25 protein-coding genes are annotated in these 26,494 nt (G+C 60.7%); 7 read left to right on the top strand and 18 right to left on the bottom strand.

Annotated features, from left to right (window positions below):
- Positions 1–5 precede the first annotated feature (5 nt).
- The 8 genes from B1722_RS02985 to B1722_RS03020 form a co-directional block, all read right to left on the bottom strand.
- Positions 6–1,616 carry a gamma-glutamyltransferase family protein gene (locus tag B1722_RS02985; RefSeq protein WP_086791270.1) on the bottom strand — a complete coding sequence of 537 codons (1,611 nt, stop codon included), beginning with the start codon at positions 1,614–1,616 and terminating at the stop codon, positions 6–8.
- Between the two features lie 25 nt (positions 1,617–1,641).
- Positions 1,642–2,733, bottom strand: coding sequence for a polyamine ABC transporter substrate-binding protein (locus B1722_RS02990; protein WP_086791272.1), 1,092 nt, complete (start codon positions 2,731–2,733; stop codon positions 1,642–1,644).
- A 20-nt stretch (positions 2,734–2,753) separates the two neighbouring features.
- Positions 2,754–3,533, bottom strand: coding sequence for an amino acid ABC transporter ATP-binding protein (locus B1722_RS02995; RefSeq protein WP_041064030.1), 780 nt, complete (start codon positions 3,531–3,533; stop codon positions 2,754–2,756).
- 2 nt (positions 3,534–3,535) lie between these two features.
- Positions 3,536–4,312 carry an amino acid ABC transporter permease gene (locus B1722_RS03000; RefSeq protein WP_007967116.1) on the bottom strand — a complete coding sequence of 259 codons (777 nt, stop codon included), beginning with the start codon at positions 4,310–4,312 and terminating at the stop codon, positions 3,536–3,538.
- Between the two features lie 11 nt (positions 4,313–4,323).
- Positions 4,324–5,130, bottom strand: coding sequence for an ABC transporter substrate-binding protein (locus tag B1722_RS03005; RefSeq protein WP_041064034.1), 807 nt, complete (start codon positions 5,128–5,130; stop codon positions 4,324–4,326).
- Positions 5,131–5,208: 78 nt separating this feature from the next.
- Positions 5,209–5,877 carry a GntR family transcriptional regulator gene (locus tag B1722_RS03010; RefSeq protein ID WP_041064037.1) on the bottom strand — a complete coding sequence of 223 codons (669 nt, stop codon included), beginning with the start codon at positions 5,875–5,877 and terminating at the stop codon, positions 5,209–5,211.
- 271 nt (positions 5,878–6,148) lie between these two features.
- Positions 6,149–6,457, bottom strand: a complete 309-nt coding sequence (locus B1722_RS03015) for a plastocyanin/azurin family copper-binding protein (protein ID WP_041064040.1) — start codon at positions 6,455–6,457, stop codon at positions 6,149–6,151.
- 14 nt (positions 6,458–6,471) lie between these two features.
- On the bottom strand, positions 6,472–7,440 hold the full coding sequence (locus B1722_RS03020; protein WP_086791274.1) for a metallophosphoesterase: 969 nt from the start codon (positions 7,438–7,440) through the stop codon (positions 6,472–6,474).
- A 153-nt stretch (positions 7,441–7,593) separates the two neighbouring features.
- On the opposite strand from B1722_RS03020, the gene B1722_RS03025 reads away from it, so the two are divergent.
- The 3 genes from B1722_RS03025 to B1722_RS03035 all read left to right on the top strand — a co-directional run bounded on the left by B1722_RS03025 (position 7,594) and on the right by B1722_RS03035 (position 11,598).
- Positions 7,594–8,106 (top strand): sigma-70 family RNA polymerase sigma factor, encoded by a 513-nt coding sequence (locus B1722_RS03025; RefSeq protein WP_041064046.1) that lies wholly within the window; start codon positions 7,594–7,596, stop codon positions 8,104–8,106.
- Complete coding sequence (locus tag B1722_RS03030; RefSeq protein ID WP_086791276.1) at positions 8,099–8,839, top strand: anti-sigma factor; 741 nt, start codon at positions 8,099–8,101, stop codon at positions 8,837–8,839. The genes B1722_RS03025 and B1722_RS03030 overlap by 8 nt, the downstream gene beginning before the upstream one ends.
- Positions 8,840–8,976: 137 nt before the next feature.
- A complete protein-coding gene (locus B1722_RS03035) occupies positions 8,977–11,598 on the top strand; it encodes an EAL domain-containing protein (RefSeq protein ID WP_086791278.1) in 2,622 nt (873 codons plus the stop codon).
- A gap of 29 nt (positions 11,599–11,627) precedes the next feature.
- Here the strand turns inward: B1722_RS03035 and B1722_RS03040 are convergent, their stop codons facing one another.
- Together B1722_RS03040 and B1722_RS03045 are read right to left on the bottom strand one after the other, a co-directional pair.
- Complete coding sequence (locus B1722_RS03040; RefSeq protein ID WP_086791533.1) at positions 11,628–12,596, bottom strand: ABC transporter substrate-binding protein; 969 nt, start codon at positions 12,594–12,596, stop codon at positions 11,628–11,630.
- Between the two features lie 86 nt (positions 12,597–12,682).
- Positions 12,683–13,495 carry a phytanoyl-CoA dioxygenase family protein gene (locus B1722_RS03045; protein ID WP_086791280.1) on the bottom strand — a complete coding sequence of 271 codons (813 nt, stop codon included), beginning with the start codon at positions 13,493–13,495 and terminating at the stop codon, positions 12,683–12,685.
- A 109-nt stretch (positions 13,496–13,604) separates the two neighbouring features.
- Here B1722_RS03045 and B1722_RS03050 point away from each other — a divergent pair, with 109 nt between their 5' ends.
- Positions 13,605–14,519, top strand: a complete 915-nt coding sequence (locus B1722_RS03050) for a LysR family transcriptional regulator (RefSeq protein WP_086791281.1) — start codon at positions 13,605–13,607, stop codon at positions 14,517–14,519.
- Positions 14,520–14,895: 376 nt separating this feature from the next.
- On the top strand, positions 14,896–16,206 hold the full coding sequence (locus B1722_RS03055) for a glycosyltransferase family 39 protein (RefSeq protein WP_086791535.1): 1,311 nt from the start codon (positions 14,896–14,898) through the stop codon (positions 16,204–16,206).
- Between the two features lie 28 nt (positions 16,207–16,234).
- Here the strand turns inward: B1722_RS03055 and B1722_RS03060 are convergent, their stop codons facing one another.
- The 6 genes from B1722_RS03060 to B1722_RS03085 all read right to left on the bottom strand — a co-directional run bounded on the left by B1722_RS03060 (position 16,235) and on the right by B1722_RS03085 (position 22,839).
- Complete coding sequence (locus B1722_RS03060; RefSeq protein WP_041064069.1) at positions 16,235–17,581, bottom strand: glutamine synthetase family protein; 1,347 nt, start codon at positions 17,579–17,581, stop codon at positions 16,235–16,237.
- 21 nt (positions 17,582–17,602) lie between these two features.
- Positions 17,603–18,160: a helix-turn-helix domain-containing protein gene (locus tag B1722_RS03065; protein ID WP_041064072.1), complete on the bottom strand. Its 558-nt coding sequence runs from the start codon at positions 18,158–18,160 to the stop codon at positions 17,603–17,605.
- Positions 18,161–18,173: 13 nt separating this feature from the next.
- On the bottom strand, positions 18,174–19,463 hold the full coding sequence (locus B1722_RS03070) for an FAD-binding oxidoreductase (RefSeq protein WP_041064075.1): 1,290 nt from the start codon (positions 19,461–19,463) through the stop codon (positions 18,174–18,176).
- A gap of 93 nt (positions 19,464–19,556) precedes the next feature.
- Positions 19,557–20,741, bottom strand: coding sequence for a DUF2252 family protein (locus B1722_RS03075; protein ID WP_086791283.1), 1,185 nt, complete (start codon positions 20,739–20,741; stop codon positions 19,557–19,559).
- A gap of 62 nt (positions 20,742–20,803) precedes the next feature.
- Entirely contained in the window at positions 20,804–22,132 is a 1,329-nt protein-coding gene (locus B1722_RS03080) for an ATP-binding protein (protein WP_041064080.1), read from the bottom strand.
- Entirely contained in the window at positions 22,129–22,839 is a 711-nt protein-coding gene (locus B1722_RS03085) for a response regulator (protein WP_041064082.1), read from the bottom strand. Before B1722_RS03085 ends, B1722_RS03080 begins: the two co-directional genes overlap by 4 nt.
- 165 nt (positions 22,840–23,004) lie before the next feature.
- Between B1722_RS03085 and B1722_RS03090 the strand changes: the two genes are divergently transcribed.
- Both B1722_RS03090 and B1722_RS03095 read left to right on the top strand, forming a co-directional pair.
- Positions 23,005–23,328 (top strand): hypothetical protein, encoded by a 324-nt coding sequence (locus B1722_RS03090; RefSeq protein ID WP_041064083.1) that lies wholly within the window; start codon positions 23,005–23,007, stop codon positions 23,326–23,328.
- Positions 23,329–23,394: 66 nt separating this feature from the next.
- The gene (locus tag B1722_RS03095; protein WP_371260331.1) at positions 23,395–24,036 is read left to right on the top strand and encodes a DUF3313 domain-containing protein; all 642 of its coding nucleotides are present in this window, start codon (positions 23,395–23,397) and stop codon (positions 24,034–24,036) included.
- A 23-nt stretch (positions 24,037–24,059) separates the two neighbouring features.
- On the opposite strand, the gene B1722_RS03100 is transcribed toward B1722_RS03095, so the two are convergent.
- Positions 24,060–25,682 carry a mechanosensitive ion channel family protein gene (locus B1722_RS03100; protein WP_041064095.1) on the bottom strand — a complete coding sequence of 541 codons (1,623 nt, stop codon included), beginning with the start codon at positions 25,680–25,682 and terminating at the stop codon, positions 24,060–24,062.
- Between the two features lie 172 nt (positions 25,683–25,854).
- Positions 25,855–26,460: a TetR/AcrR family transcriptional regulator gene (locus tag B1722_RS03105; protein ID WP_041064099.1), complete on the bottom strand. Its 606-nt coding sequence runs from the start codon at positions 26,458–26,460 to the stop codon at positions 25,855–25,857.
- Positions 26,461–26,494: the final 34 nt, after the last annotated feature.

Genomic DNA, 26,494 nt, shown 5'->3' on the forward strand with positions numbered 1-26,494 from the left:
CTGCTTTACCAAACCGCGATATGCGAATCCGCCCTCGGCTCAGTCCCGCCACACAGCACGCCCGTCACCGGATCACGCAAAATGATCTGCCCGCGTCCGTAATCCGTCAGGTCACTGGCGATCTGCACCTCATGTCCACGACGCGCCAACGCATTGGCCAGATCCCTTGAAGCGCCCTGCTCGATGCCGACCTTCATGCCGCCGAGCCACTGCCAGCGCGGCGCGTCCAGTGCCGACTGCGGGTTCAGGCCGAAATCCACCAGGTTCATGACCATCTGCACATGGCCTTGCGGCTGCATGTAGCCGCCCATCACACCGAACGGCCCCAGCGCCTGGCCATCCTTGGTGAGGAAGCCGGGAATGATCGTGTGAAAGGTCTTTTTGCCCGGCGCCAACGCGTTGGCATGCTCGGGATCAAGGCTGAATTCCTGCCCTCGGTTTTGCAGGGCGATGCCGCTGTCGGGCAACACCACGCCGGAGCCGAAGCCGTGGTAATTGCTCTGGATGAACGAGACCATGTTGCCCTGCCCGTCCGCGGTGGCCAGGTACACCGTACCACTGGCGTGTGGATCGCCCGGCTTCGGCGGCTGCGCCTGATCGCCAATCTGAGCACGGCGGCGGGTGCTGTACTCGTCACTCAACAGATCGGCCACGGCCACGCGCATGTGCAAAGGATCGGTGATGTAATGCAGGCCATCGCTGTAGGCCAGTTTCATCGCTTCCAGCTGGCGGTGCCAGGTCTGCTGACTGTCACGGTGGTCGAAGTCGAAGCCTTCAAGAATCTTCAGCGCCATCAGCGCCACCAGCCCCTGCCCGCTCGGCGGGATTTCCCAGACATCCACGCCGCGATAATTGACGTGGATGGGCTCGACCCACTGCGCGCGGTAATGCTCAAGATCCGTGGCGCGCAGATAGCCGCCCGTTGCCCGCGAATGCGCATCCAGGCGTTGCGCCAAATCGCCGCGATACAAACTCTCGCAACGCGTGAGGGCCAGTTCTTCGAGGGTTCGCGCCTGCGCCGGGTTACGGAAAATCTCTCCGGCCCTGGGCGCGCGACCGTCAATCAAGAACGTGTCGAACCAGGCCTGCAGCCCTTCATTGCGATGGGGACTGAACTCATCCAGCGCGATCTGCCATTGATGGGCAACCACCGGCGACAACGGAAAACCGTCTCTGGCCAGACCGATCGCCGGTTGCAGCAGATCGGCAAATGGCAGCACGCCAAAACGCTGCGACAGCTCGGCCCAGGCGGATGGACAACCGGGCACCGTCACGGGCGTCCAGCCATACAACGGCATTTGCTCATGGCCGGCCGCCTTCACCGCTTCGATGCTCAGACTGGCCGGGGCGTGACCGTTAGCATTGAGGCCATGCAACTGGTCTTTGAACCAGACCAGCGCAAACGCATCGCCGCCCAGACCACACCCCGTAGGCTCGACCACGGTCAGCGCCGCCGCCGTGGCGATGGCCGCGTCAATCGCGTTACCGCCCTTCTGCAGCATCTCGATACCGGCCTGCGCGGCCAAAGGTTGGGACGCCGCAACCATGCCTCGACGGGCGAAGACGCTTTGGCGTTGCGACGGATAAGGGTATTCGTGAGCAGAAAATTTCAACATGGCAAAGGCTCTTCAAATCAGCAATTCATTGGCCGGACTTGATCCGGTTCCATTCGCGGGTGATCAGACGCTGGATGTTTTCCGGCAGATCGGCGGAGACGAAGGCGTGGTTGATCACGTCGTCAGTCGGGTAGATCCCCGGATTGCCGCTGACCTTGGGGTCCATCAGCGCCGTGGCATCCTTGTTCGGGTTGGCGTAGCCGACGTAATCGCTGACCGGTGCAATCACCTCTGGGCGCAGCAGGTAATTGATAAACGCATGGGCGTTGGCGACGTTAGCGGCGTCTTTGGGGATCGCCAGCATGTCGAACCAGAGGTTCACGCCTTCCTTGGGAATCAGGTAACGAATGTCGATGTTTTTCCCCGCTTCGCGCGCCCGGGTCTGGGCCTGCATCACGTCACCGGAATAGCCGATCGCCACGCAGATATCGCCGTTGGCCAGGTCGGCGGTGTACTTCGACGAGTTGAAATAGGTCACCGAAGGCCGCAACGTCATCAGCAGTTTAGAGGCCTGTTTGTAGTCGTCCGGCTTGACGCTGTTGGGGTCCAGTCCCAGATAAAGCAGGGCCTGGGGAATGATCTTCACCGGCGCATCGAGGAACGCCACGCCGCAGCTTTTCAGCTTGGCGAGATTTTGCGGGTCGAACACCATTGACCAGGAATCGAGCGGCACATCCTTGCCCAGCACGGCGCGGACTTTCTCCTCGTTGTAGCCGATGCCTACCGTGCCCCACATGTACGGCACGGCGTATTGGTTGCCGGGGTCGGCAGCCTGCAGACGTTGCATCAAACGCGGGTCGAGGTGCTTCCAGTTATCGAGCAATCCGCGTTGCAGCGGCTGATAGGCGCCGGCGCGAATCTGCTTGGACAAAAACTGGCTGGACGGCACCACCACGTCATAGCCCGAATGCCCGGAGAGCAACTTGGCTTCGAGCATTTCATTGGTGTCGAAAATGTCGTACTGAACCTTGATCGTGCTGGCCTTTTCAAAGTTCTTCAGCGTATCGGGGCCGATGTAATCGGACCAGTTGTAGACCTTCACCACCGAGTCGGCGGCCTGAAGCATGGGGACCACGGCGGCGCAGCACAGCGCCGCGAACACATTCGATAAACGCATCGTCGATTTCCTTGTGAAATTCACAGCACGCGGCTGAGGAAGGCCTGGGTTCGGGGATGAGTCGGACGGCTGAAGATCTGTTCCGGCGGGCCTTGTTCGATCAGTTCGCCCTGATCGAGCACCACCACCCGGTCGGCGACCTCGCGGGCAAAGCCCATTTCATGGGTGACCACGACCATGGTCATGCCCTCCTCGGCCAGCTCTTTCATCACTTGCAGAACCTCGCCGACGGTTTCCGGGTCGAGGGCGCTGGTGGGTTCGTCGAACAGCATCGCCTGCGGTTTCATCGCCAACGCTCGGGCGATCGCCACTCGTTGCTGCTGGCCGCCGGAAAGCATCGACGGGTAATGCCCGGCCTTGTCTGCCAGCCCGACTCGCTTGAGCAAGGCCCGCGCCTGTTCCAGCGCAGCCTGGCGTGGCACACCCAACACCTGAATCGGTGCTTCGATGATGTTTTCCAAAGCGGTCATGTGCGGGAACAGGTTGAAGCGCTGGAACACCATGCCGATGTCGCGGCGCTGGCGAGCGATGTTGCGTTCCGAATCACGCACCAGACTGCCGTCCGCCCGGGTGCGATAGCCCATGGGCCGACCGCTGACCCGGATCTCCCCGCCCTGAATGTCTTCGAGCAGGTTGATGCAGCGGATGAACGTGGTTTTGCCCGAGCCCGAAGCGCCGATCAGCACCACCACTTCGCCACGGCGTACTTGCAGCGAGATGCCCTTGAGAATCTGTAGATCGCCGAAGGCCTTGTGAATGTTCAGCGCTTCGATGATCAGTTCGTCATTTGGCTGCGCCATGATTAGCGTCCCCTCAGCAGTTTCAGAGTGCTGCGACCGAACATCCGACTGGAGGCCGGCGGTGGCGCAGAAGGTCGGTCGGACTGACCGAAGCGGTTCTCCAGCCAGCGCTGAAAGAAGCCCCACAGCGTGGTAAGCAACAGGAAATAAATCGCCACCACCAGGTACAACTCGAACACCCGAAAAGTCGCCGAGGTGACCATCTGCGTGCTGAGCAACAGCTCTTGCACGCCGATCACGCTGACCAGCGTGGTGTTTTTCAGCATCACGTTGAACTCGTTGCCCAGCGGCGGCACGATCACCCGGAACGCTTGCGGCAGAACGATTCGGCGCATCAGTTTGGCGAAGGTCATGCCCAGCGAACGCCCGGCCTCGTACTGGCCCTTGTCCACGGCGCCGATACCGGCGCGGATGATCTCGGCCATGTACGCGCCTTCGTTGAGCCCCAGAGCAATGATCGCCGCCTGAATGTTGCCGGGCACCACCAGCCCGAACAGCTCAATGTCTTCGAAGCGAAAAATCCCGCCCGCCGCCAGCGCGGTGTAGAGGAAAACGATCTGCACCAGCAACGGCGTGCCGCGCATCAGCCACACATAAAAACGCACGGGCAGATGCAGCAACGGGTTCTTCGACAAACGCAACAATGCAGCGGCCAACCCCAGCACACAGCCCAGCAGCATTGCCAGCACACTGATCAGGCAGGTCAGCCAGAGCCCGGTGAGATAAACCCCGCTCGGCTGCAACAGGTATTGCCAGAACACATCCCAATTGAAGTTCATCAACGCTTACCTCAATCGAGTGTGTCGCTGGAAACGTGCCATTTGCTCAGAAGCTGGTTGTAGCTGCCGTCGCTGCGCATGTCGGTGATGATCTGCTGCACCGCAGCGCTCAGTTGCGCATCGTCCTTGCGGATGCCCAGGCCGGTGAGAATCCGGCTGAAGGCCGGGACGCCTTCTTCGAACAGATCCGGAGCCATCGCCGCGTAATAACCGGCGGTTTCCACCGTGGTGCCGTAAGCGTCGACCTGATTGATGCGCAAGGCCTGGAAGGCATCGGTGTCGGTGTTGTAGACCACCAGTTTCATCGGTGGCTTGCCGGCCTTGGTCAGGCTTTCATTTTCCGCATCGAGCAAGGTCTTGATGGTCGAACCATTAAGCACCGCGATCTTGTGCCCGCTCAGATCCGCCAGGGTTTTCAGCGCCTTCGGATTGCCCTTGGGCACCACCACCGCCTGGCTGGAATACATGTAATTGACGATGTCGATCACCTCGCGGCGCTCGGGCTTGTCGAACAGCTGGTCGACGATCATGTCGCACTGTTTGGCAAGCAAGGCCGGGAGCAGTCCGGAAAACGGAATCACCCGCCAATCGACCTTCTTGTCGCCCAGGCGCTTGGCGATTTCCAGGCCCAGGTCGACGGTCAGTCCTTTGGGCTTTTGCGCTTCATCGAAAGACACCAGCGGCGGCGAATCCATGCCCGAGCAATAGGTCAGTTTGTCGACCTTGACCAGACGCTCCGGCACCGTGGGTGCGGCGAGCGCCCATTGCGAACAGAGTCCGAGGGAAATTGCAGCCAATAACAGGCGAGACGTATGCATGACCAGACACTCCAGTTCGGTTAGTAACGGGCAGTACTCAACGTCAAAACATCGGCGGACTCGTGTTCCGCTCTGTGGTTATTTTTCCGATTGCAAAAATTTGATCAGCTCGGGCACCGTGCCTTCGATGTGCTCGCGCACCACGGCTTCGGCTTTGCTGGCGTCGCCGGCGCGAATCGCATCAAGGATGATCTGGTGCTCCTGGCGCGCACTCAGGGGCTTTTCGATGTGCTGCAGCCACAGGCGCATGGGCGCTTCGATCAGCGCGTAGAGGGCGCTGATCTGCTTGAGCAACCGAGGGCGTTCGCTGAGGCTGCACAGGTATTCATGGAACTTGCGATGGCGGCTGACCCACGCCGCACTCTCGTCGCGGTAGTCATCCATTTCATCGAGAAGCCGTTCCAGCGCCGTCAACTGACGCTCGCTGATTTTGGGCACCGCGATGCGAATCGCCAGGCCCTCTAGCGCACTGCGCATCTCGAACACTTCATGCATCTGCTCGACATCCAGACCACTGACCACCGCGCCGCGATTGGGCCTCAGCGTCACCAGACCCTGCGCATCGAGACGGCGAAACGCTTCGCGCACCGGCATGCGGCTCATGCCGATTTCACTGGCGATGTCCTCGGCGATCAACCGGTCGCCCTTGCGGTACCGACCACCGCAGATGCCCTCCAACAGAAAGTTGTAGGCCTCTTCTTCGGCGGTCATCGGTTGACGTTGATCGAAGGCAGGAGCGAATTGCATGGCAGCACCTTTTGTCTTTTTGTATCCAATTATCCACGGATACAAAAAAAGCACGATGCATGCCAGATTTCTCCGCACCGTGCCAAGCGCTTGATTTGAATGATTTAACTCACGAATTCACAACGAACAGCGATTTAATCCTGCCGCCCGAAGCTAGAACAGTGCTACCCGATAGCCCATGGCAAGCCCCGCAAAGGTGCAGATTGGTAGCTGAGTAACACTCAGGCCAGCGACACCTTCGCGGTACGTATTCAGCAGATCACGAGCCAGTTCACTGCGTCACCACCACCTTGCCGATCATCTGCGGATGCAACACGCAAAAATATTCAAACTCCCCCGGCGTATCGAACACCCAGGAAAAGCTGTCGTTGGTGTCCAGCGCACCCGAGCGAAACACTTTGTGGGTTTCCGCCACCGTGTGCGGAATCTGATCATCATTGACCCACGTCACCTTGGTGCCGACGGCCACGGTCAGGTCCTTGGGGGCGAACATGAATTCCTTGATGTCGATCTTCACTTCCGCTGCCCACACCGGCATCGCCAGCAACAGGCCCACCAGTGCCAATAGTCGCGTTTTCATCGGTTTGCCCTCGGTTACACCAGTGTCGAATCAATCAGGGCCAGCGGGTGATCGCCCTGGGTCGCGCGCACGTCGGTGATCCCCAGGTAATTGCGCAGCTGATCCGCCGCCACCGTCATAGGCCCCGGTGACGGTGCTGCGCCCGGTGCCGGCTGCGGATAAGCGGTGCCACGGGCGGTGTGGAAGGTCATGTTGCCCTCGACTTTTTGGATCACCTGATGGATGTGCCCGTTGAGCACCGTCACCGAGCCGTACTTGCGCAGCATCGCGATCGCCTGATCGCCGTCCTCGGTGCCCCAGCCCCACGGCTGATAAACCGTCCACAACGGGATGTGGGTGAACACGACGATGGGCGTGCTGCTGCTGACTGCGCGCAAGTCATCGGCCAGCCAGGCGAGTTGCTCGGCGCCGAGGGTGGCTTCATGACCGGCCTGGAAATTGAAGACATTGATCAGCCCGATGAAATGCACGCCATGATCATCAAAGCTATACCAGCCGTTACCTTTGGTGCCCTTGCCGTAACGCTCCAGGTACAGCTTGCCGCCGCCCTCGTCGAGGGTGTCGTGTTCGCCGGGGACGTAATGCACGGTGGATGGCAGGCCCTTGAGCAACTGTGCGGCGGTGTCGAATTCTTCGGGCTTGGACAGGTGGGTGATGTCACCAGTGTGCAAGATCAGCGATGGCCGTCTGGGCAGCGCGATGACCTTGTCGATGGCCACCTGCAAGGTCTTGACCGGTTCGGGATTGGCTTCCTTGTTGAAGCCGATGTGCGAATCGCTGATCTGCACGAAGTGAAAGGTGCTGTCCAACGCCTTGGGATCGCTGACGTTGCCTGCGTCATCCAGCGCAAAGGCTTTGGGGATGCCGCCGCTCAGGGCCCAGAGAACCCCGGCCCCGGCCCACGCCGAGCATTTGAGCAGGGTTCGCCGGTCCGGGTTGAGCGGGCCGTCGGTGCGCAGCGGGTGTTTTGCTTGAATGTCCATCGATGTGTCCTCGCGGGCGAACTACAGTGAGGTAGCTGACACGAGGTAAACCTTGTGGCGTGTGGCTTTATTCCACGGCAAAAAATAAATGTTCTGGCGCGAATAAAACCCGCCGCAGCGCGGTTACAGGGGGGTGACGGTGCGGAACCGACCATGAAGCGATTTGAGGAATTGATTGCGCCCCATCTGGACGCGGCCTACAACCTTGCGCGCTGGCTTACCGGCAACGACAGCGCTGCGCGCGACGTCGTGCAGGAAAGCGCCCTGCGCGCCTTCCGGTTTTTGCAACGTTTCGCCGACGGCAACGCCAAGGCGTGGTTTCTGACCATCGTGCGCAACGAAAGCTACACCTGGCTCAAGGCTTCGGCCGGGCGCCATTGGGTCGCCATCGATGACGACCGGGTCGCTGACGAAGGCCCGCTGAGCCACAGCCAGACCCCGGAACTGCTGGCCATTCACATGGAAAATGCCGCCTTGCTCCAGCAGGCGCTGAGTGCCCTGCCGCCGGTGTTTCGCGAGGTGATTGTGCTCAAGGAACTCGAAGACATGCCTTACAAGGACATCGCCCTGGTGGTCGATATTCCGATTGGCACCGTCATGTCCAGACTGGCTCGGGCACGTGCCCTGCTCAAGCTCGAACTACTGAAGTTGCACGATCATGAATGAACTCGACTGCGCGGTTTTCCAGACACAGTTGCACGGCTATCTGGATCAGGAACTGGATCCGGCGACGGCGGCGCAAGTGACCGCGCACTTGAGCACCTGTGCCGAATGCGCGCAGCTGCACGAGCAAGCGAAGTTGCTCAAGGTCAGCGTGAAGCGCCATGTACCCTACTACCCCGCGCCCGCCGCATGGGCGGCGAGCGTGTTCGCCGCAGACAAACCTGAGCCGGGGTTCATCCAGCGCTGGCAAAAATGGCTGGCCCCGGCCTTTTCCGCCGCCGTGCTGGCTCTGGCGCTGGTGCTGTATGTCGCCACTCCCGGCAGCGAGCAACCCTTGATCGACGAGGCCGTGTCCAGCCACGTACGCTCGTTGATGGGCGAACACCTCAACGACGTGGTGTCGTCCGATCGCCACACCGTCAAACCGTGGTTCACCGGCAAACTCGATTTCTCGCCGCCGGTATTCGACTACACGGCGCAAGGCTTCCCCTTGCTTGGCGGGCGTCTGGATTACCTGCAACACCAGACCACCGCCGCCCTGAGCTACGGGCATGCCAAGCACATCATCAACCTGTTCATCCTGCCGACGAACGAGGCGGACCAAGCTGTGCAGAGTCGCAGCGTGCGCGGATTCAACGTGGTCTCGTGGCAGGCCGCTCATATGCGTTTCGTGCTGGTGTCGGATGTAGAGAAAGGAGAATTGGAGGTCTTGGGGCAGTTGCTCAGAGCGCAATGACGTTGCGCCAAAGCAAAATCCCCGCGTATTCACTACGCTTGAGAAATCCGCCGCAGCGCCATTGCCAACAACAGATTGAACAATGCGCTCGGGCCGCTGTTCCAGATGAGCAAACCCTAGCTACCAAGGACGAGCATATGGACAGTTTCGCTCCTGCCACGCCGGTTCCGCCTCAGCAAAGCGCCATTACCCGCCGCCTGGCATTTGCGGTTGCCACGCTGTTTATCGTCGGGGTGATTGCTGCGATTGGCACCCTGCTCAGCATTGCCGCTCGCCTGGATCGCGAGGATGTCGAGCAAACCCGCTTCTATACGGCCCGCGCCCTGGAAAATCGCATCGCGACCTCCAAAAGCTACATCACCAGCTATGCCGACTGGACCACGGCTTACGAACACTTGCACACCCACGTCGATACCGACTGGGCCTACACCCAGCAGAACATCGGCAAGACCCTGTTCACCAGCGACGGTTACGACGGCGTGTTTGTGCTGGATCGCAGCCGCACGAAGTACGCCGTCGTGCAAGGACAACTCGCCGACGTGGACATCGGCAGTTTGCTCAAGGCTTCTGCCGCGTCATTGATTGATCAGGTGCAAAACCAGGCTGATCTGACTGTACCGATCAATACCTATTCGCTGTTCGACGGGTGGCCGGCACTGGTTACGGCAGCGGCAATTCTGCCCAACGACGAACGTCCGGTGGGCGATCCGACACAGACCTCGGTGCTGGTGTTCGTCGACAAGCTGACGCCTGCCAAACTGCAGGCGATCGGCACTGCCTATGGCCTGCAAAACCTGAAACTTACGGCGGATGACACGCTTGCCGACGAACAGCCTCGGGTGTCGCTGAACAACACCGGTTACAGCCTCAGCGCAGACCTCGAACGTCCCGGCCGGCAACTGCTGTGGTCACTGCTGCCCACGCTTGGCGCCGTGCTGGCCGTGCTGATGCTGTTGACCGCCTATTTCTTGCGTCACGCCGTGCGATCTTCAACCTACGTCGACCACAGTTTCAGCACGCTGCAGGCTTCGAATCAGGCACTGGAGGCGGCCAACCATGCGCTGGAAGCCAGTGAAGAACGGTTTCGCGCGGTCGCCGAAGCGGCGTCGGACTGGATCTGGGAAGTCGACAGACACTTGCGCCTGACCTATCTCTCGGCGCGCTTCAGCGAAGTGACCGGCTACCCGCAAAGCGAGTGGCTGGGCCAGGGCATCGGGCAACTGGTGTCGTGCGATACCACGCCGCTGGAGCTGTGGCTGAAGAAACTCACCGAAGACAGTAATGCCAGCGACTTGCGTTGCACCTACCGCGATCACGCCGGGCAGCAACGCCACTGTCGACTGTCGGCGCGGCCAATTATCGAGAAGCAAACCGTGGTCGGCTATCGCGGCACCGCCAGCGACATCACCGACGAAGTCGCCGCCCATGCGCAGATCCAGCACCTGTCGATGCACGACGCCCTCACCGGCCTGCCCAATCGCAACCAGTTGGCGCGTTATCTGGATGAAGCGCTGCTGCTCAAGGAGCACGCGGCGCCGCTGTCGCTGCTGGTGATCGACCTGGACAACTTCAAGCCGATCAACGACTCCCTCGGCCATCCGGCAGGCGACGCGGTGTTGCAGGAAGTCGCCAGTCGTCTGCGCGAATGCACCCGCGAGCACGACATCGTCGCACGCCTGGGTGGCGACGAATTCGTCGTGGTGCTCAATGGCATGGACACTCGGCAGGAAGTCGACCGGTTCTGTACCCGGCTGGTCGAGAGCCTGCATCAACCGATGCTCTTCGAGCACCATCCGTTGCACGTCGGGGCCAGCATCGGTATCGCCCTGAGCCGCCGCCAGGGCTTCGTGCCCAGCGAGTTGATCCGTTGCGCCGACATCGCGCTCTATCAGGCCAAGTCCGAGGGCAAAAACACCTGGTGCTATTTCGAAGCGCACATGAACGACCAGATCCAGACCCGCCGGCAAATGGAAAGCGACCTGCGCGGCGCGCTGAAAAACGACGAATTCATTCTGCATTACCAGCCGCGCTACACCGTCGATGGCAAGCACATCGTCTCGGTCGAGGCGCTGGTGCGCTGGCAGCACCCGACCAAGGGTCTGCTGGGCCCCGACGTGTTCATCGGCCTGGCGGAACAGACCGACCTGATCGTCGCGCTGGGACGCTGGGTGTTGCGCGAAGCCTGTGAAACCGCACTCGAATGGCCGTCAGACATCCTCCTGTCAGTCAACCTGTCCCCGGCACAGTTCGTCCTCAGCGATGTCGTCGAAGACGTGCGCGAAGTGCTGATCCAGACCCGTTTCCCGGCCAGTCGCCTGGAACTGGAAATCACCGAAAACGTGATGCTCGTCGACACCGACGGCGCGCTGGCCACCATGAATGCGCTCAAGCAACTCGGCGTGCGCCTGAACATGGACGACTTTGGCACCGGCTATTCGTCCCTCGGCTACCTGCGCGCCTACCCGTTCGACGGGATCAAGATCGACAAGCGCTTCATCGCCTCAATCAGCAACGGCGCCAACGATCGCGCCGTGGTCCAGGCGATCATCGGCCTGGGTAAAGCCATGGGCCTGACCGTCACCGCCGAAGGCGTGGAAACCGAGGAGCAACTGGCGATTCTGGGCAAGGATCAGTGCAACGAGGTTCAGGGCTATTTCATGAGTCGGCCGATCGACAAAGCGGCATTTGCCCGGTTGCTGCAAGCCGCCAGAACCAGGCCGGCCGATCATTCGCCGTCGAAGAAAGGTCGCGTCATCTAGCCAAGCGGGCGTCCCTGCCCGGATTCGAACTAAAGCGTCGCGTCGATCTTTTTCGCCGCTGCATCGCTGACCCAGGTGTGCCAGATTTCCGGATGTTCCTTGAAGAATATCTTCGCCAGTTTCGGCGAGTCGATGTGCTCGTTGGTCATGCGGGCCAGGTTCTGGTTCAGTAGATCGATGGGCAGATTGACCTTTTCCAGTACCCCGACCAGTTCGGGTGCCTGCGCATGGAACACGCTGGACAGGCCGACCTTGATGCTGATCTGTTTATCGACGCCGGGTTTCTCGCCCAGTTTGATCAGATCGACCTGCCCCATCAGCGGGGTTGGCGACCAGTAGTAGAACAGGATCGGCTCGCCGCGCTTGTAGCTCGACAGCACCGCCGCATCGAGGGCCGGGCCGGTGCCGGGGCGGAAGTTGGTGTAGCTGGCTTGCAGGCCGTAGCTCTTGAGCATCTCGCTGTTTTCCAGTTCGCAGGTCCAACCGGCCGGGCAGTTGTAGAAACGGCCCTTGCCCGGTTCTTCCGGATCCTTGAACAGCGCGGCGTACTGCGGCAGATCGGCGATGTTTTTCAGGTTCGGCGCTTTGGGCTTGAGGTTGCGTTTGGCATCGCCCTCGACCAGATACCGCGGCACATACCAGCCTTCGGTGGCGCCAATGATCGGCGCACCGACACCCACCACCTTGCCGCTGCTGGCGGCCTTGTTCCAGACCTCGCTGCGCCCGACCCACTCTTCCGCCAACACTTGGATATCGTTGCTGCCCAAGGCGCTTTCCATGGTGATGGAGTTGCCGGGCAGCGTGTCGACGGCACAGCCGTAACCATCCTTGAGCACGATCTGCAGCACCTCGGTGAGCAACATGCCACTTTCCCAATTGAGCCCGGCGAACTTCACCGGTTTGCCCGACTCGCACCAACCGGCGGCCTGGCTCGACGCACTGACGGCCAACAGGCCGATGGAAAACAGGGGGGCCAACAGGCTGTTTGTTCTTTTCACAATCGCACGCTCCAACTCAGTGAACAGGATTATGGCGGTGCAGGTGCTCATCACGACGTGACGGGCACCTGTCAGCAATTCACAACTCAGGCTTGCCGATGAATCGTCGGAAACCAGTCTTCGCGCAGTCGTTGACCGGTTTGCATCGCATGCCCCGGATACGGCGGCGAAGTCCGCCCCGGCCGCTCGAAGTAGCGCATGTCATCGCCGAGCCAGCGCAGCGACAGCACCCGGCGGCGCTGCGCCGACGCGTTGCCTCGGGCGCCGTGCACGGTGCGAAAATCGAACAGCACCGCATCGCCCGGCTGCATCTCCCACTCCAGCACTTGCATGCCCTCCTCCGAATCCGGATCAGGCGCTTCACGATAGCCATCGGCATCGCGGTAGAAGTCACTCTGATCAGCCCAGTGCACCGGTTTGATGCCTTTTTCCCAGTGGTGCGACCCGGCCAGCAGGCGCAACGTCGACTCGCGAACCGGGTCGACCGGAATCCAGAAACTCACGCTTTGGCTGCCTTCGACGAAGTAATAGGGGATGTCTTGGTGCCAAGGCGTGGCCTTCTGCGCGCCCGGCTCCTTGACCAGCACATGGTCATGGAAGAACTGTGCCGAGTTTGAACGCATGATCGCAGCGGCGACCGCCGCGGCCGGAGACTGCTCGACCATGTGGCGAAATTCCGGGATCCGTTGCCAGTTGCAGTAGTCGTCGAAAAATCCGCCCGGCTGGTCATCTTTTTCAACGTAGCGGCTCGCATACACGCCCGGTTCAGCGAGGTTGCGCTCGATGCCGGAGGCAATCGTGTCGATCCACCCGGAGAACACTCCGCGCAGGCAAACCGCACCATCGCGCTGGAAGGCTTCGATGTCTTTTTCATTAACGGTGTAAGCGCTGGCTGTCATGACCTGAAACTCCCTCACGCAAGAAATAAAAGTAGGCGCAGGGCAAATATTCCATGACACTCAGCCAAGAGAAAATAATATGTCTTGATCTGTCACCGAAGAAAATCTTATGAAGTTCAGCCTGCGACAACTGCGTTACTCACTCGCTGCGGCCAAGCACGGCAACCTGACAATGGCGGCCGAGGAACTGCATGTTTCACAGCCCTCGATCTCCACCGCCATTACCGAACTTGAACAGCTTTTCGGCCAGCCGTTGTTCGTTCGGCAACGAGGCCTCGGGGTCTCGCTGACGCCGTTCGGGCGCACGGTGATGACTCAGGCCAAACGCGTGCTGAGCGAGGCGCGGGCACTCGCCGACATCGGTGCTGACAGCGCGGATTTTTCCGGAGTACTGGTGCTCGGCTGCTATGCGGATCTGGCACCTTACTGCTTGCCGCAGATCCTGCGGCGCTTGCAGCAAGTGCACCCGCAGGTCACGGTGGACATGCGCGAAGGCGAGTTCGAATATCTCGGCAAGCGTCTGGCCGAGGGCACGCTCGAGTTGGCGCTGACCTACGATCTGGGCTTGCCGGCCAACACCACATGCGTCGAGCTCTGTCAGCTGCGCGCACACGCCTTGCTACCGGCTGATCACCCTCTGGCCAGCGCGGCCGAGGTCAGCCTGCAAGCGCTGAGCGAATGCCCTCTGGTGGTGACGGATCAGATCCACAGCTGGCAGCACGTGCTGGACTTGTTCAACTTCCATGGCTATGCCCCGGCCAGCGTCCAGCACACCCACAGCTTCGAGTTTCAGCGCAGTCTGGTGGCCAACGGATTTGGCGTGGCGTTGACCTATACCCGGCCCTTCGGCGATCACAGTTACGACGGCCAACCGCTGGTTTGCCGCCCCATTCGCGAGCCATTGCCGGTGCAACGCATCGTGCTTGCCCACGACCAGCGTTATCCGCTGACGCCGCCAGCCGAGGCGTTCAAGCAACAGGCGCTGACGTGGTTCAAGGAGCGGCAGCCGTTTACCACAAGCTGACGTCTACCTGAGGCATGCCATTTAACACCAGAAGCAGCGGCGCTATGGCCTGGTTAATTTCCCGCACGCAAAGCCCTATAGCACGCTCTTTGTTAATGACGTTTTCATCGACTTTAACCCGTCTTGTTCAGGGTGTGTTTAGGCACGTCATGCTTGAATAGTCCCCACCCTGGACTAGGCTCAAAATCCAATTTTGCGAAACACATAACTTCACTTCCGGCGTTACCACGCTTCCAGGATTACGGGCAAAAAGAACAACTGCAGCAAAGGATTAACGATGGATCGATATGATGCCCCGCTTGTGGTCGAGCGCACTTGGCGGGCAGTGTTGCTGAAAGGATTGATTGCAAGAAATCCATGCCTGAGCATTTTTTTCATGACACTGGCCGTGTTCATGGCATTGCAGTACAAACCCGCGGTCCTCAACTACACAACACGCTTTGTCGACTTTGCCGATTACATGTTGCTGCACGGCATCACACTGTTCCCGATTGCCGACGACCTCAAACCCTATCCCGACTACACGGTCCTCAATACCTTGTTGGTCTACCTGGTGTCCTTGCCATTCGGCCGGGTATCCGTTCTTTCCATGGGTTTTCCGTCCTGCGTGGCCGCGTCGCTGATGCTGGTATTCATTTATCGACTGGGCGCGCTGCACAGCAAGAAGTGGGGGGCGTACGGCGTTCTTTTCAGTCTGCTGACCTGGGCTTTTCTCGACGGCGTCAACTCGCTGGCACTGGATATCTATCCGGCGCTGTTAACGGTGATGTGCTTCTACTTTGCCTATACGGCCGAGATCAAAAAAGACCCGCGCCGCGTAGTGTTTCTGTACGTCGGGCTGGCACTGGGTTTCGCTTTTCGTGGGCCTATCGGCTTGATCGGACCTGCGAGTGTCATTGGCGCTTATTACTTACTGAGCCGGCAGTGGCGCATGTTGCTGCTGTTTTCACTGCTCTCGGGGGGGATTCTGACTGTTGGGGTGGTGTTACTGGCCTGGGCGGCCTACGTGCAAGGAGGGCCAGCGTTCCTCGACGAAGTGCTGAACATGCAGGGCATCGCACGCTTCGGTTCCGACCACGCGCCACGCTATTACTTCTACTTCTCGGCAGGTCTGCTGACCTACGGCATCACGGTGTTTTACGCCATCAACGTCATTCTCAAGAAGTACAAACTGTTCTTCCGTTCGAACCGCGATAGAAACATCGACCTGCTGCGCTATCTAACCGGCTGGCTGCTAGTGCTGCTGGTGCTGTTCACTCTTCCGAGTTCCAAGAAAGCACGCTATATCCTGGCAATCACCCCGGCAATTTCACTGCTGGCCGCTTACCTCTTCGTCAGCAAGGAAGCCGCCTTCGTCCGCGCCAAAAACGGCCTGCTCAACGTCTGCCTGAAGTTGCCCCTGCTTGGGTTGGGGATGCTGGTGGCGGTGCTGGTCTACAACAACTTCGCCGATGTTTCGTTACAACCCAACTACCTGGGCGTAGTCTTGGGATTGTCTGCGCTACTGAGCTTCTACCATGGCAAACACCAGTATTTCGCCGAGCATCCCTATCGCGAGCTCATGACGCTGTCGTTTGGCGTAGCGGCATTTCTGATACTGGATATGTTTTTCTTCAACCCGATCACCTATCACCTGGAACTCATGATCGAACCCACACCGAAGTTTTTGCCGTATTGGTTTTGGTGAAGGGCTGAAGAAGTCACTGAACCAGTGATCACAAATACCAGCGATACTCCCGCGCACTGATCTCCTGCATGAATGCCAGGTGATCCTGACGTTTGTTCTCGCAATACACGTCGACAAACTCGGCGCCCAGTCCCGCACGCAGTTGTGGCTGATGCTGCAAGGCGCGCACCGCGTCGAGGATCTCCGTCGGAAAGTCGATGCCGCTGTTGCGGTCGTCGTTGAGGGGCGGGATCGGTTCCTTGCCTGATTCCAGACCATGTTCCAGGCCTACCAGAATCGCCGCCAGCACCAGATACGGGTTGGCGTCAGCGCCGGCCAGTCGGTATTCGATGCGCAGGTTTTTCGTGTCCGACTCGGGGATGCGCAGGCAGGCGTCACGATCCTCGTAACCCCAGCTCGCTTTGGTCGCAGTGTTCACCGTGCCGCTCAAACGGCGCATGGCGTTCTGGTTCGGCGCGAAAATCGGCATGCTGTGCGGCAGCAGATCCAAGCAACCGGCCACTGCATGGCGCAGCGGCTGTTGGTGATTGGCGGCCAGCAGATTGTTGCCGGCGGCGTCATACAGGCTGACATGCACATGCATGCCGCTGCCCGGATGCTGCACGTACGGCTTGGCCATGAAACTGGCGCGATAGCCGTGCTTGAGCGCAACGCCGCGGGTGCTGCGACAGAACAGCGCCGCCCAGTCGGCGGCGCGCAAACCGTCATCCAGATGGCCGAAATTGATCTCGAACTGGCCCGGCCCCAGCTCGGCGGTAATCACCGTGGCATCGATGCCCTGCGCCCGCGTCGCTTCAACCATGTCGTCAAGCACCGGGGCGAAACGCGAGAGGCGTTCGATGTGCATGTTCGGCTGATCATCGGCGTCGTCGGTCAGCTCGTCGCGAGGGAATTGCGGCAGCCCGTCGCGAAGTTTTTTGTCGAATAAGTAGAACTCCAGTTCGAAGGCCACCACCGGGTGAATACCCTTGGCTGCCAGTCGATCCAGCACTTTCGCCAATACCTCGCGGGGTTCGAATTCGATCGGTTTGGCGGTGCCGTCGGAGGTGATCAGCATTTGCCCCAGCGGTTGACTTTCCCAGGTCACGGGCTTGAGTGTGCCGGGCACCAAGCGACGCAAAGCGTCCGGATCACCGTCGTTGAAGCAGTAATCGCCGATCTTGAACAGACCGCCCTGTACGCCCAGCAACACGCAGTTCTGCGGCAGTTTCAAAGCGCTTCCCGCCGCGACTTTTTCGAGCATGTCCACCGGATAGCGCTTGCCGTAAAAATGCCCCGGAATGTCCAGGGAAATCAGGTCGACATAACGCACCTCGGGGTAGCGTTGGCGAAACGCGCGCACTTCGGCGAGCAGGTCAGAGCAGACAGCGTCCATCTTGGATTTCCTTTGTTGTTATCAGGTGTAGACCCAGAGCACGCGAGTGAGCTGCCCGGTGAGGTTGCCGTAGCGGCAATGGGTGTGACTGTCGAATTGAAAGCTGTCGCCGGCCCTCAAGGTGACCGGATCGTCGTCGTTGCCCAGCCACAAGGTCAGTTCGCCTTCGAGCACATAACCGCCCTGCTCCGAGCTGTCGTTCATGTGGCGGTCGCCGCTGCTCGCGCCCGGCTCCAGATGACTTTCGAGCATGGAGAACGAGGCACGCATCTGCGGCGACACCAGAATGTCGGTAATGCCGCTGGCGTAATACAGCGTGCGGCGCTCGTCCGGACGGGTGACCCACGGCACTTGTCTGGGTTTGGGCAAGCTGTAGAAATAGGTGGTCGGCACGCCGAGGGTTTCGCTGATCGCGGTGAGGTCGGCCACGGTCGGGCGCGACAGGCCGCGTTCGACTTGCGAGAGAAACCCCACCGAACGGCCGATTTTGTCCGCCAGCTCCTTGAGGGTGCATTTCTTGTGCTTGCGCAGGTCGTGGATCAGGATCGCCAGCGCCGCGATTTCTTCTTGCTTGTTCATGGTCAAAATCTCATCAAATACTGTCGCGCAGCCGATACCAGGCCTTGCCGATGGCCTCCAGCGGTGCGGCGAAGTGCTTGCCGCCGGGGAAACGGCCACTGCTCAGGCCCTGGTACAACGCCAATTCATCCGTCTCGCCGAGAATTGCATCGGACACCGCACGGGCGGCGGCCAGTGTCGGCAGCACGCCGTGCCCCGAATAACCCTGAAGCCAATAACGGTTGCCCTCGCCGCCGACATCAGGCGTACGGTTCATGGTCAGGTCGATGTGCCCGCCCCAGGCGAATTGCAGTTCAACGCCCTTGAGTTGCGGGAACACCCGTTCGAGAAACGGCCGGGTCGCCGCCGCAATGTCCTTGGGCATGCCACCCAGATAGGTGCAGCCGCCGCCGAACAACAAGCGGTTGTCCGGCGTGCGGCGGAAGTAATCAAGGACGAACTGGTTGTCGGTCACGCAGACGTTGCTCGGCAGCAGCGCGGTGGCTTGCTCAGGCGTCAGCGGTGCGGTGGCGACTTGATAGGTGCCGACCGGCAGGATGCAACGGGAGAGCTGCGGATCGAGTTCATCGAGATAGGCATTGCAGGCCAGCACCAGCACATCGGCCTTCACCGAACCGCGCTCGGTATTGACCCGGAAGCCATTGCCCTCCTGCTGATAACTCAACGCTTTGCTTTGCTCATGAATACGCCCGCCAGCACGCTCGATGGCGGCGGCCAGGCCAAGCGCCAGTTTCAGCGGATTGAGGTGCGCGCCTTCGGCGTCGTATAGACCGGCCTGATAGCGTTCGCTGGCGACCCATTGCGGCAGGTCTTCACGGGGAATGAATTGCAGACCGTCATGGCCCCATTTGTGACTGGCTTCGTGTTGCCATTCAGTCAGCAGGCTGACCCGACGCGGCATCACCGAAGTCCACAAATGGCCGGGGCGATAGTCGCAATCGAAACCATGCCGCCCGGGCAATTCACGCAGTTCCTGCGCGGCCCAGCGCATGCCGTCCCATAGGCGACGGGCGCGCTCATAGCCGAGCGCAGCTTCCAGCGGCGGCATGTCGCACGACCAGCCCAGAATCGCCTGCCCGCCATTGCGTCCCGACGCGGCCCAGGCCACGCGACTGGCTTCGAGCACAGTGACGCGCTTGCCGGCCAAAGCCAGACGCAGCGCGGTGTGCAGCCCGCTGAATCCGGCGCCGATGATCACCACGTCGGTGTCGTGCGCGCCTTCCAGCGCCGGCCGCGTACTGAGAACATCGGCGCAACTGTGGGCGTAATAACTGGCGACATGCTGCTGGGATTGCTGAAACATTCGGCGCCTCATGAAATTTATTTCTTATAATTTCATGAAAATCTACAGAACAAATTTCATATCGGCAACCGGCAACTGTTTCACTCACACAGATCAATGCTCGAGCGCATAACGCCGACAATGTTCGAGATAGCCTTTCTCATGACGACCCACCAATTGCACGACACTGGACCACAGCCACGACGGTGCATCCAGGGTCTTCGAGCGACACGCCTGCAGTTCACGCATCCATGAGGCGCGGGTGCTCATGTCCATCTGCCGGGCATGGGCCAGCCCCACGACGCGAGCCAGATAGCCGGCGGCGAGCATCGCGTCGGTCTGGCTCAACTGATCGAGCTCCAGTTTCATGTCTTGTGGCAGCAGTTCGCGGATGAAGAAGCCATGGTCGAGCAGCCGGGTGGCGATCATCCGGTTACCCAGGCCCGGCGAGAGAAAACGCGCGCCTTCGACCACACGTTTGCCGTTGTCGCGGGGCATCGCGGCGCGGGCGACCCGCGGCGCTGCGGCGGCAACGGCCTCCTTGATGTCGAGCAAGCAATATTCCTCGTCATCACCCTCGCCCACACCGAGTAGCACCGCATAACGCTTGAGTCCCAGCGAACTGCAGCCTTTGACCCAATAGGCCGAGTCGAGCATTTTCACCCGGTTGTCCTTGTTGCGCCCCTTCAATGAGGTCACCAGCGTGTGCAGGTCTGGCGTGGCGCAAAGGGTCTTCAGTGCACTGCGCTCTTCGCGTGACAGCGACCAGAAGTGCTTGCCCAGCGGAATGGTCGGTTTGGTGTTTTCGATGCGTTCCTGGGCCAGATGCTTCCACGTGCGTTGCACTGCGCTGCGCATCCCGGCCTTGACTTGCGCGGGGCGTGGCGGCTCTTTGTCGACGTCGTCTTCAAACGCCTGCTCATAGCCGCGCATCATCTCCTCGAGCATTCGTGCGGTGGCCACACCGGGCAGATCGGAACCCCGGGCGGCAGTCGCCAGCGACAGTGCGAGTCGCACCAGGTCATGCGCGGGATTGCCGATAACCGTCTGGTCGAGGTCGCGGATGTGGATATCGATGCGCCCTTTCAGATCACCGGTCGGACCCAGATTGCCGGCATGACAATCGCCGCAGATCCACACCGCCGGCCCTTTCGGCAGGCGGCGCCCGGGCTGGCTGTGCAGCCACTCATAAAACTGCACCGTACTGCCGCGCACATAAGCGTGCGCGGAACGGGCCATTTTCAGATTGCGAAGTTGTGAAAGCGGTACGAGGCGTGCGGAGGGCCGTGGGGTTTTCATGGACGCTTCTTGCAGAGAATGTGTCCTGTTGACCGTCCGTCACGCGCAAATGTTTCAAAGTATTACAGAGGCAGCTCAACCCGAGCCTGCAAGCCGCCGCTGCTGCGATTGCTCAACGTCAGTTCGCCGCCCTGCTCGCGCACGATCGCCCGCGCCGCCGACAGCCCGAGCCCGACGCCACCGGTTTCCCGGTTGCGCGAGGTTTCCAGGCGGAAGAACGGGTCGAACACCCGCTGCAACGACGCTTCGGGAATCCCCGGCCCCTCGTCGCTGACGTCAACGCAAACGCTGTAGCCATCGCTGCTCAAGGTAATGGCCGGCTGCTGCGCGTACTTTTCGGCGTTTTCCAGCAGATTGACGATCACACGCTTGATTCCCAGCGGGCGGCCCTCGTAGACCAGATGCGCCGGGCCATGGAAATCGATGGCGATGTTCTGGTCGCGGTAGTCGTCGATGATGGTCTGCAGCAACTCCGACAGGTCGAACGCAGTGCTTTGCTCCGGTTGAGTGTCTTCCCGAAAGAACGCCAGCGCAGCGTTGATCATCGACTGCATTTCTTCAATGTCGCGGATCAGTTTGCCCTGATGATCAAAGTCCTCCATGAACTCGCTGCGCAGGCGCATGCGGGTCAGCGGCGCACGCAAGTCGTGGGAGATCGACGCGAGCATGTGCGTGCGCTCGCTGATGTAATGCTGGATCTGCGCCTGCATGGTGTTGAAAGCGATGATTGCCTGGCGGATCTCGTCCGGGCCTTCGACTTTTATCGGCGGCGCGCGCAGATCACCGCCAAAGCGGCGGGCGGCACTGGCAAAGCGTTGCAGCGGTTTGGCCAGTTGCTGCGTGGCCAGCCAGGCCACCAGCACGGTGGCGATCAGACCGAGGGCGATGATGATCGCGATGCGTGTGCCGATGTCCAGGCCCCAGGAGCGCTCAGGCGAAGAGAACAACAACCAGCTGGCATCCGGCAGTTGAATCAGCGCCGCGTAGCGCGCCAGCGGACTTCCGCTCGGCCAGTCGGCGGGATTGAACACCCGAATGTCTCGCTCATCACCCAGCAACTGATGCAACCCCGACGTCTTGTTGGCGATGAGCTGCGTACCACCCGCTGGCAATCCAAGTTCGTCACGTTGCGCACTCCACGTCACCTCCTGCGTCGGGCCGGTTGCCGCGTGCGCGAGTTTCGGGCGTAAAGGCGCAGGTGCAGCCTCGATCACCTTGACGGTCGCCGCAATCTGCTCCAGCAACCCGGTGCGCTCAATCGGTGGCCGCGCCCAGGTCCCGGCCACCTCCACGAACAGAAAATTGAGCGCCAGCGAAGCCAGCATGGCCGCGACGATGGTCAGGGCGATCCGCCGACTCAGCGGATCACGGCGCAGGAAGCGACGGATCATGCGCGCGTGACCTTGGCGGTGAACAGGTAACCGCCGTTGCGCACGGTGCGGATCAGGTCCGGACGCTTGCTGTCCGGCTCGATCTTGCGGCGCAAGCGGCTGACCTGCACGTCGATGCTGCGATCAAAGGCGTCGTGGCCCTGGCCGCGAGACAGGTCGATCAGTTGCTCGCGGGTGAGAATGCGTTGCGGGTGTTCGAGAAACACCACCAGCAGATCAAACTCGCCACCGGACAGCGGAATCATCACGTTTTCCGGGGAGCGCAGTTCGCGACAAGTGATATCCAGATGCCAACCGGCGAAAGCAATCACCGGTCGCGAAGGTTCGCTGACAGGGCTGACCTGCTCACCGGCACGACGCTGCACGGCGCGCAGACGGGCCAGCAGTTCACGCGGGGCAAACGGTTTGGTGACGTAGTCGTCGGCGCCCAGTTCGAGGCCGACAATCCGGTCGCTCAATTCGCCCATGGCGGTCAGCATGATGATCGGAATGCCCATCTGCGCCCGCACTTTCTGGCACAGGCTCAGGCCGCCTTCACCGGGCAGCATCAGATCGAGAATGATCGTGTCCGGGCGCTGCTGGGCAATCGCGGCCCACATCGCTGCGCCATCAGCGGCGACATCGACCTCGTAGGCGTGCTGGACGAAGAACTTCTTCAGCAGGGCGAGAATTTCCACGTCATCGTCGACGATCAGCAGTCTGCTCACGGGCACAGGATCCTCAGGCCAAAAAAGAACGCATCTAAAACCATTCTGGCCGCCAGGTCATATATTTCAATCGAGCAACATTCCTTCGTCGCGGACATCAAGCGGACATGCTGCGGCAAAACCCCTCAGGCACTCTGCTCGCCATCGACAACCGGGGGGCATTCAATGAGCGCATTGCACGACAGGTACACCGCCGAGGGCCACGACGCCCGCTATCCGTTGATTCTCAGCCAGCGCACCAGCGCGCCTGATCAGAATACGCCGTTGCTGTTTCAGGAGTTCTGCCTGGGCCTGTCAGATGACCAAAGCCGTATCGTCCTGCGCCGCTATTTCGAACAGTACGACCCGGCAGACGCCCGATGGGTGGAGTACGTGCATTCGATTCCGACCGCCGACCTCATCCAGTGGATCATGAGCCACGGCCAGCTGCACATCGAATGCTCGGACAACACCCCGCCGCTCTCCTCCCCAATCACTGCCCGCGCTTGAACGACGCGGGTCAAAAAGCGCAAAACAAGGATTCGCATGATAAAAAGCCATTGCTTGATGACACTGATGTGCACAGCGTCTCTGAGCCTGTCGGCCTGCAGCAGCAAAACCGTTGAACCGCAGAAGTACACGGGATTTCTGCACGATTACAGCGTGCTGAGCGAGCACACATCGCCATCCGGGCAGACCGTGCTGGGCTGGGTCAGCCCGGCGCTGGCCCGAGGGCGTTACACCCAGGCCTATCTGGCGCCCAGTCAGTTCTACCCCAGCGTCGCGCCGACCGAGCGAGTTCCGCTGAGCACGCTGTCCGGCGTCACCGACTACTACGACGCCGCGCTCAGGCTGGAACTGGGCAAGGTCATGCACCTGGTATCGCAACCCGGGCCGAATACCCTGACCGTCAGACCAGCGATTACCCGCGTCGCCGCCAGCACCCAAGGCTTGCGCTTTTATGAATGGCTGCCAGTGACCCTGGTTGCCGCCGGCGTGAGCACCGCCACCGGCATCCGCGATCAGGACAGCGAAATCACCACCGAAGTCTCGTTCGAGGACGGCTCCACCGGCGAAGTGGTCGCCGAAGTGGTGCGCAAGGGTACCGGCGTGCCGCTGGAAAACGACAAACAAGTGCTGACTGCCGATGACGTCAAAGGCGTGCTGGACGGCTGGGCCAGCGATCTGGGCAAGTCGTATGCCGCGATCCGGCGCTGACGCCCCCCAAAGAACGGCACTGACTAAGGCAAATCCTGACCCTCCGGTTTTTGTGCGGGGGCCGTGAACCACTTGTCCTTCGGCACTCGCTTCTCTTGCTGCGGGTCATCCAGATAATGCGGCGACATGATCTGCACGCCATATTCGTTGAACACATCCTGAATATTGGCGTGAAGCATGCTCAGCAACACCGCACGCGGGCGCGGCTGGCTCGGAATGGCCTGCGCCACCAAGCGATATTCGGGATAGAAATCCGACAAGGCAGTCTGGAACACCTGAGCCGGCGGGTCTTCCAGAACACCCGGCGTGCGGCGGGCCGCCTCCAGCAACATCGCCTCGACCTGCCGCCACGGGGTGTCGTAACCGATGGTGACCACGGTATCGACCACGTAACCGGGACCCTTCACGGTGCGCGAGTAGTTTTTGGTGACGGTGCCGGTGATCATCGAATTGGGCAGCGTCAGCACTTCACCCAACCCCGTGCGGATGCGTGTGGTGAACATGCCCAGCTCGGTGACGGTGCCCTCATATTCGCCGATCCTGACGAACTCGCCGGGGCGCAAAGTGCGCGTGTAGGTCAGGATCAATCCGGCTGCCGCCTGCCCCACCACACTGGTGGCACCGAGGGAAATCATCAGGCCGATCAGCACCGACAAGCCCTTGAACGCATCGGTGCCGGCGCCCGGCAGATACGGATACGCCATCGCCAGGGCAAACAGCCAGATGGCCAGCGAGGTCAGGCGTTGGGTCGGTTGCAGGGTCTCATGGTTCAGCCAACTGAAGGTGCCCGGGGTCGCCATGCGCCGCAAAATGCGCCGGGCAAACGCCGTCACCCCACGGGCTATAAAGAAAATGGCCAGCGCCACGCCGAGCCCGGGAATCGCCCCGACAATGCCATCCAGCAGATAGCCGGCCAACTCGAACAGGTAGTTGTTGAGGCTTTCACCCCACGGCCGGGTGTAGGGAAATCGCGACAGGACAAACCCGAGCCATTCATAGGTCAATAGCGCAATCACCAGCCAACGCAACACCAACAGCAGGCGACTGACCAACGGATAAAGGAAATTGGCGTCGATCAACTGCACCCGCCCGACTTTCAGCACCTGGGTATGGCGCTCCATCAACTCGGGCAATTTGCTCAGCAACTTGCGACGCAGGTAGGCCAGGCACCAGAGCAAGCCGACATAGATCACAGTGGACGCTGCCGCCAGCGCCAGAGACCTGAGGATCAGGTGCAGGCTGCGCGCCTCCCCGGTTTCAGTGACCACCTGGCGCAGTTTCTCGGCCGCGCCTTCGGCAGCCTGCTGCACTGAGGCGTATTCGAGGCCATCAACGTCCTTGGGCGCGACGATGAACGCGCGCTTGTCGCCCAGTAAAACCATGTAACTGTTCTGGATCGGGTCGATCGAGACCGTCAGATTCTCCGACTCGTCCAGCGCCTCGGTGATGACCGTCTTCGCTCGCTTGACTCGCGTCGCCGGCGATTCGCCCAGCAGCGTCGCGCGAAACAGCATGATGCTGCGGTTGGCGACCTTCAGCTCCACCGCTTCATTCGCAGGCTTTGCCGTCTCCTCAAGCGCCCAGCCACCTGCGGACCCGAGCAAGGCACACACCGTCATCGCTACTGCCAGCAGCCTGCTTCGCATGCGCGTGTTTCCTTACGCCCGGGTGTCAGAGGAATACGTAAGGCAGCGTAGTTGAGCGCTGAACGGTTGTCAGATCGGCTTGCAGGATGAGGGTGATGACAGTATTTCTTCATTGCTGCCATTCACTCTGCGGACAGCCTTCGCCTCTGACGGGTCGGACCTGTCAGTCCGTTCAACCTTCCAGCATGCCGTGACACAACAGCGTCAACACCCCGCGCATGTGCAAGGCATGCGCCGGTCGGTCCGGCACTTCCTGGGTCGCCAAACGGATAAACGCCATGTTCGCGTACTGGTTGAACAGCGTTGCCGCCACGTCCAGATCGACCGACGCACGCAGTTTGCCCTGCGTCTGGAAATGCCCGAGCAGCGCTTTGGTTTCTTCGATCACCGCCGCATTCCACGGACTCAACGCCTGAGCCAGCTCGCCGGTCAGCAGAAACGGCGCCAATTCACGCCACAGCGAGGCCGGCATCGCTTGCAGTTGGTAGTCGGTCATCAAGCCTTCAAACTCGCACAGCGCCTCCAGCGGATCACTGTCGTCGTCCAGATTGGCCCGCGCATCACGCATCGCCTGCTCGTCCGGCTGTTTGAGCAAGGCCAGCAAAATTTCCTGTTTGCCGCCGAAATAATTGACCACCGTTGGCGCGGAAACCCCGGCCTGATTGGCGATTTGCTCCAGCGTGGTCGCGCCGAAGCCGTTACTGATGAACAGCTCCAGCGCCGCCTGCGCAATGACTTCCCTGCGCTGTTCCTTTTGCCGTTCTCTGAGCCCGCTCATGGTGCTGGTGTCCTGTCTCGCTGATGGACGTCAG

Source organism: Pseudomonas sp. SCPG-7 (assembly GCF_002156405.1).
GTDB classification, from domain to species: Bacteria; Pseudomonadota; Gammaproteobacteria; order Pseudomonadales; family Pseudomonadaceae; genus Aquipseudomonas; species Aquipseudomonas parakoreensis.